The sequence below is a fragment of the Caballeronia sordidicola genome, from assembly GCF_002220365.1.
Classification (GTDB): Bacteria; Pseudomonadota; Gammaproteobacteria; order Burkholderiales; family Burkholderiaceae; genus Caballeronia; species Caballeronia sordidicola_C.
On sequence record NZ_MTHB01000062.1, the window covers coordinates 1 to 5017 of the forward strand.

6 protein-coding genes are annotated in these 5017 nt (G+C 54.2%); all 6 read right to left on the reverse strand.

The window, feature by feature from the left end:
- Positions 1–379: 379 nt before the first annotated feature.
- Positions 380–1753: an HK97 family phage prohead protease gene (locus tag BSU04_RS10725; RefSeq protein ID WP_089160595.1), complete on the reverse strand. Its 1374-nt coding sequence runs from the start codon at positions 1751–1753 to the stop codon at positions 380–382.
- 323 nt (positions 1754–2076) lie between these two features.
- Complete coding sequence (locus BSU04_RS10730; protein WP_089160596.1) at positions 2077–2289, reverse strand: hypothetical protein; 213 nt, start codon at positions 2287–2289, stop codon at positions 2077–2079.
- A gap of 184 nt (positions 2290–2473) precedes the next feature.
- Positions 2474–2782, reverse strand: a complete 309-nt coding sequence (locus tag BSU04_RS10735; protein WP_089160597.1) for a hypothetical protein — start codon at positions 2780–2782, stop codon at positions 2474–2476.
- Positions 2783–2961: 179 nt separating this feature from the next.
- On the reverse strand, positions 2962–3492 hold the full coding sequence (locus BSU04_RS10740) for a hypothetical protein (protein ID WP_089160598.1): 531 nt from the start codon (positions 3490–3492) through the stop codon (positions 2962–2964).
- Between the two features lie 355 nt (positions 3493–3847).
- Positions 3848–4444 carry a hypothetical protein gene (locus BSU04_RS10745; protein ID WP_089160599.1) on the reverse strand — a complete coding sequence of 199 codons (597 nt, stop codon included), beginning with the start codon at positions 4442–4444 and terminating at the stop codon, positions 3848–3850.
- A gap of 251 nt (positions 4445–4695) precedes the next feature.
- Positions 4696–5017: IS66 family transposase (locus BSU04_RS10750; RefSeq protein ID WP_218827258.1), on the reverse strand; the 322-nt coding region annotated here is incomplete at its 5' end.

Sequence of the window (5017 nt, forward strand, 5' to 3'; positions counted from 1 at the left end):
CTGCACTCGCCCTTCGGGCTCCTTTCGACGCACCCGATACCGCCCATCGATGCCGTCGACAACAAGCACCGAACAGCTCTGCAGAACAGGAATCGTTTCGCATTTCTGATCGACGCCGCCATCTGGTGTCGGATTCTGACCGCCGTTCACAGTTCCGCCACCACACTGCGTAGAGCGGCAATATCAGCAGCCACGCGCTTAACTGCGGCCTCAGCGGAGACCTCACGCTTAGGAGCACGACTATCCGATGCAAAACTGAATTGATAGTGTGCGCCTTCCTCAAACTTAACGGGCTGCGGTGCACGGGGTTTAAACAATTTCGAGAGCATAGTATTCCTTAACTTAACTTAGTGGATGCCCTCTTTCGAGGGCGGATGATTTACGCCAGCGTAATTACGTGAGGCGCAGACAGCAGCTTGCTATCGGCGTACTTAGTGATCTTGAGCGCTACCAAGCCTTCCTGAAACAGGTGGGCAACAGGCAATCCAGGCGTACCCGGAGCGGTGTCCAGAACGATGCTGGCCTCATCGCTTTGCTCAATGATGAGTGCCCCGTCATACACCGCAACGCGTTTCCGATCCAACAAAAAGAGCTTATTGTCGGGAGCAGCGTTCGTCGCCAGTGCAGGCAAAGTGCGGTACACGCCTCCGGCAGGCCCCACATTTGGGTTAGCTGCATCCTGAAGGCTTGCCAGTGTCTCCGGCGAGGCAATCCACACAGCGGACCGCAAGTCCCCGGCAAAGCTCGCCAAGGCCTGCGCAACGCTCGTAGCAGCAGTGCCCTCAGCCGTCATGATGCCTACGAGAAAGCCATCGGTCGCATTGTCCGCAGCCGCTTCCAATTGGCCCTGTACGTAATCCTGCACGCGTGAATCGTAGTTACTGGCCGCCAACATATCCCGCGTGTATGTCATGATCAAACCGAACTTTCGCTCCGTATCGGTCAGCGTGAACGCGAGGCTGGGGGCACCTGCAGGGTACGCGTCACCCTCTGGGACTTCCGAAGCCGTGAGCAATGCAGCCTGAGTTACCAATCGCGTGTTAGGAGGCAATTGCGGAGCGCCACCATTAGCCAATGCCGTGATAAGCGAGGGCGTAACGGGCGGCAACAGAACACCGGGGGCTTGGGTCGGGTAATAAAGTGCAGAGGCGGTAGTCGTGGACGTGGCCGGAATAACAGCCTTAGCGAGCAGCTTGCGTTCTACAGTGCGGGTGACTTCCGTAGCCCAATGTTTAGAGACAGCTGCGAGGAGTTGCTTGTTGATAGTCGGCATAGAATTTCCTTGAATGTGTGATTTAGCGTAGGTAATGTTTGCACCGGCGTTCATTGGAACGGTGCATACGGAAAGCTCGAATACTTCGTATGATGAGAAGATTCGGCCTGCTGCTGTGAGTACGGGATCAATAAGCGGCCTGAAACCTATCGACAGCCCGGTCATCAATCCGGACTTAATGAGCGCCCATGCATCATCGATAAAACCGGCTACGCCTTGCGGTGCAAGTTGGGCCTCAATCTCGATACCGTTTGGCGTAGCCGTAGCTCGCGTCACCGTCCCAATGGGTTTCGAGTGGTCATGTGCTGAGAGCAGCGGGAAAGGGACCTTGAACTTTGCCCCCGTAGGAAGAACTACGTCACCCTCTCTATCTGCACTGGGCGTACTGGCAATGCCCTTGATCTTTCTTTCATCTCCTACTACCGCGTCCTGCGTTACAGCAAACTTCGCCGTATATACCTTCGAGACAATCTCACTCAATTGGTAATCCTAAGTAACTACTTGTCGGCATAACGGAATGTCATGCATCGACCCTGCGGTACTACATATCAGCAAACCCAGGATCAGGGACGGGCTTACCTACTTGATGCTACTTATTGCGCTGCCTTAGCCATAAGGTGTGCCTGGATCGCGTTCTTCACGACCTCACTCACACTCGTATCCTCGTCGGCTGCAAAATGGCGGAGGGCCTTATGTACTTCAGGAGCAATACGAAGGGAAAGCATACGGTTATCGGCGTACGCAGTGTCCTTAATTCTGCTAGGGGTCATATTGATAATCCTTGGTTGTAATACCGTTACACGTTAAAAGGGAATCTTGTCGCCGCGATCCAGAATCTCATCGACCAATACCGACAGCAGCAACTTCGCCTGATTCAACCGCTCACGTGCAATCACGCTCTCCGGCTCAACGAGAAGCCATGTTGAGAATCGGGCTACGTCACCTGCATGCGCCGCAATCTCGCCGCTAAGCCCATAATCAGCGCCGTCATAATCCAGTGAGTTATTTGTGTTCATTTAATATTCCTAAAAGGTAAAAGAGAAAGTGTGAAAGTAAATTGCCTGCTAGTGTGTATGCCGATGACCCCCAAATTAGCATTTACGATTAAAAGAAAGGGTTAAACGCCGAACGCGCTAACCGGGAGATAAAGCAGTACGCCGACACATACCCAGCACACTACGCACAGCGCTGTAAGAAGTTTCATGTTGCCTCCACCTCTTCATCCTCTTCAATTTCGCAATAGTCCAGCCACTTCATATCCTGCCCCAGTGCAACGGCTAACGCGGCAATTGCGGACTCCCGATTACGCGAGATAACAAGCGGCAATGAGAAGCGTGATTGGTTAGGCGCAATGCAACGCCATACATACGTAACGTGGTAGACCCTCGCGTTACCCTCCATACCCAAGATATCAAACCCGTGAGCCTTAACCGTATCAAGCACCTGGAGGACCTTGTTATCCGGTTTGTTGTCGTTACGGGCAATCGTGATCTGCAAGATTCGTTTCATTTCATTCCCCTGTTAAACGTGAGCAAATTGGACGGCGGAGTAAGGAGCAGCAGAGTCCTCAGTAACGTACTGAATTGGCCGATACCCTAAATTTAGCCGGCACGTCTCGATGTACACGCCGGAGGAAAGCCCCCGGCAGAATGCATAAGTGATCATTTCGTTATCCGTTCGTTACAGCGTTATCGACGGTACTGCGCTGTTTCCCAATCTCTATTAATGATCCGCGCCCAGTCCGCTACCGCAGGGGCTTCTAGCCCGCGTTCGTTTTCGCAGATAATCATTCGAGCCATCGAGGGCGCACTATTGAGCTGTCGAATACGCATCTGTTTAGCGCGGCGTAGCTCTGCTGCGGTGTCGCCTACCGTCGCCCTTGCGTCCGAAACCACCTTTGCCATTACCACGTCACCGGACGCTACCGGTGTATTCCCAGCCGCGTCACCCTTGGCTATCGTCAGCTTGTCGGCGTCGAGCACTGCTCGGGATTCCGCATTTTGCGGCGCGGTGCTAACTCCCGAAACATTCCGGTTCCGGATAAAAGTCTCGTTACCCGTCTCCCTGATACGTTCCTCGCGGTGCGTGGTGCTGGACCCCAGGTGAATCCGCTTCCCTTTTGGGGTGCGTACTACATCGGGCAGGCCCCGCGTCCCCGCTTGTTTCCCTGCGAGCCACCCAGCCCGCTTCTCCTTGCGCCTTGCTTGTGCTTCCGTCATGGCCGCTCCTCGTTGGTTGATGGAAAGCTCTCACTTGGAAAGCCTTCTATGAACCATTTGGTTCTCTCGCCTACCTGCCGAGCATGCCGCGAACGTATCGCGCACAGCGCCAGCCTGGTCTCAGGGTCTTAGGACGGTATTCAATTCCCGACTTTCCTAGCCGCACCGCACCTAGGGAGTCTTGCTATCAGGAGAACCCCGGTCCCCGTCCTCGTTCCCGGTCCATAACCGGGGGACTTCCTGCTTTTCGTGAACTCTTTCTACAAGTCCCAGTGCCGAAATGTACATGTGAACTCTTTCTACAGCAAGCTTTATTTTTAGGGGCCTGCTCGCCCCTGTTGTAAATCTGCCCGCCTTACTTTTCGATACTAGACCGCACGGCGGCATCGAACCCCGGATTCCGTTGTCGGGCTTGCTCCAAGCGTTCCTTTATGCTCGCGCGAATAATTGCCGATGCGGTTGTTTGTTCGTAAGACGCGAGAAGCTTCAGCATCCTGACTTGCTCCACTTCCAAGCGGACTGGCATCGGCACTGTTTCTACGGATGCCTTTACGCCCTGGCGGATTGCGGCCTTTTCAGCCTCCTTTGCAAGTACCTGCTTGGGATTGTCGGCAACCGCCTGGACGCGCAATGCTTCCGCCCTTGCTTTGTCTGCATGCTCGTACGCGTCGTCTATGACTTTGAGCCTTTGGGCAATATCTACGCCCACTTTACGTTCGGGACTAGGCACCCGCCGCTTCGATCCGACCGCCTTTCTGCGCCGAAAATGGTCTAGCGCCGTCGCGTTGTCTACTTCACGTGCGGAATAGCTATCGTAAAGTTCTCCCTGCGCCGCCGCAGCATCCGCTTCAGCCTTAGATGCCGCTAGTTCAGCCTCATCCGCCTTCCACTGTGCCTGCGACGCGGCCAGTATCTCAAGCGGCGACTCCCGTGGTGTATTCTTCTTAGCCATTACATGACCCTTGCGTAGAATAAGTACCTAGGATTGTACTCTCTACAGCACCGCAGAAACAGTGTCTCTACGAACAAAAGGAGGATAGGCTGAATGATCCTGCACCACAAATATCCCGTAACAGTCTCATAGGTAGTCCTAAGCAGTAAGCAATCTTGTAGGTGGTTTCTGCTATGTCACACGGTAGTGTCCATCAGGTGACATTCTGGAAGTAACTTCTCAATAACCCGGGGCGAGCGCCAGCATGCTGTTCAAGCAGAGAGGGCGATGCGTTGTTCGAGGAGATGAGGCAGGAGGGGAATTTGATCGCTGCAAGAAATGCGGTCTGTCAGATACTCCCAGAACGAAATGTTCAGCTTGCGGCACGTCGCCTTTAGACTCGAGAACGTATCGCGGCATTGTCGGCCGAGCTCGCTGCGCGTGCCGCCACTGATCTTTCGTTTTTTGACCTGATCGCGAATGTCGCGCTCACTGCCATTGGTATGCAGCGGGACCTCAGGACGCTCCAACACCAGCAGCAACTCGGACTTGTTCATGTGAATCCGTCTGAGCAAACGATCGAGCGTCGCATAG

What these genes read in the sequence shown, in the direction of transcription:
- BSU04_RS10745 (WP_089160599.1), bottom strand. Translation starts at nt 4,444, where the DNA reads ATGGCTAAGAAGAATACACCACGGGAGTCGCCGCTTGAGATACTGGCC.
- BSU04_RS10740 (WP_089160598.1), bottom strand. Translation starts at nt 3,492, where the DNA reads ATGACGGAAGCACAAGCAAGGCGCAAGGAGAAGCGGGCTGGGTGGCTC.
- BSU04_RS10735 (WP_089160597.1), bottom strand. Translation starts at nt 2,782, where the DNA reads ATGAAACGAATCTTGCAGATCACGATTGCCCGTAACGACAACAAACCG.
- BSU04_RS10730 (WP_089160596.1), bottom strand. Translation starts at nt 2,289, where the DNA reads ATGAACACAAATAACTCACTGGATTATGACGGCGCTGATTATGGGCTT.